Origin of the sequence: Mycobacterium sp. 1423905.2, assembly GCF_001673155.1 — a bacterium.
In the GTDB taxonomy this organism is placed as follows: domain Bacteria; phylum Actinomycetota; class Actinomycetes; order Mycobacteriales; family Mycobacteriaceae; genus Mycobacterium.
In genome coordinates this window covers 1-1,007 of sequence record NZ_LZLE01000349.1, presented here as the reverse complement: position 1 = coordinate 1,007, position 1,007 = coordinate 1, and the positions used below count along the sequence as shown (strand labels likewise).

General features: G+C 65.4%; 2 pseudogenes. One reads left to right on the top strand and one right to left on the bottom strand.

Features of this window, described 5'->3' with window-relative positions:
• Positions 1–500: pseudogene (locus tag A9W95_RS27020) on the bottom strand (class I SAM-dependent methyltransferase); the annotation flags it as partial.
• Between A9W95_RS27020 and A9W95_RS23890 the strand changes: the two are divergent.
• A pseudogene (locus tag A9W95_RS23890) lies at positions 478–1,007 on the top strand (class I SAM-dependent methyltransferase); the annotation flags it as partial. The pseudogenes A9W95_RS27020 and A9W95_RS23890 sit on opposite strands and share 23 nt — an antisense overlap.

Here is a 1,007-nt window from a genome sequence, read left to right as displayed (position 1 = left end):
GACTGGATGGCGATCGCGCGTTCGCGGTTGGCCTCCAGGTTGGCCGCCCAGGCGTCGAGCGTCCGAGCGTAGTGCGTCGGCAGGTACTGGGTCTCCTCCAGCGCGAAGCCGCTCTTTCGGGACAGGTCGACGATGTCGGACTCGCCGCACATCTGCCCGCCCGGGAAGATCTCCTTGCCCAGGAAATGCAGGAAACGCAGGTCGGTCATCGTGATCGGGATGCCACGGTCCTTCCAGCTGGACTGCGGATAGGTGAAGATGCTGTGCATCAGCATCCGGCTGTCGTCGGGCAGCGTCGCGTAGGCCCAGTCCCAGAACGCGGGCCAGCGCTCTTTTTTGAACGCGTCGAACGCCTCGAAGCTGACGATCCGGTCGACCTGACCGTCGAACTCCTCCCAGCCCTGCAGCCGGGCGTCGGCATGGCGCTTGGTGGGGATCGCGGCCAGCCGCTGCTTGGTGCGCGCATAGTGGTTGCGGCTCAACGTGATGGCGATGACGTTGTCGGAGAACCAGGCCGAGCACGTGCAGAAGACGTTCGACGCGATGGACACCCCCCGCAGCCGGCGGGTGCTGTTGGAGGGTTGGGAGAAGTTCCACGAGCCCGTCGACCGCATCGTCTCCATCGGCGCCTTCGAGCACTTCGGCCGCCAGCGCTATGGCCGCTTCTTCAAGATGGCCTACCAGGCGCTGCCGTCCGACGGAATCATGTTGTTGCACACCATCGTTCGCCCGTCCTTCAAGGAGATCCGGGCGCGAGGCATGAGGCTGACCCACGAGATCGTGCACTTCTCGCAATTCATCCTCACCGAGATCTTCCCCGGGGGCTGGCTCCCGACCCCCCAGACCGTCGGGGAGTACGCCGTCACGGCCGGCTTCGAGCTGACCCGGATCCACTCGCTGCAGCTGCACTACGCGCGCACCCTCGACATGTGGGCGGCCAACCTGGAGGCCAACCGCGAACGCGCGATCGCCATCCAGTCCGAAGAGGTCTACGACCGTTTCATGCG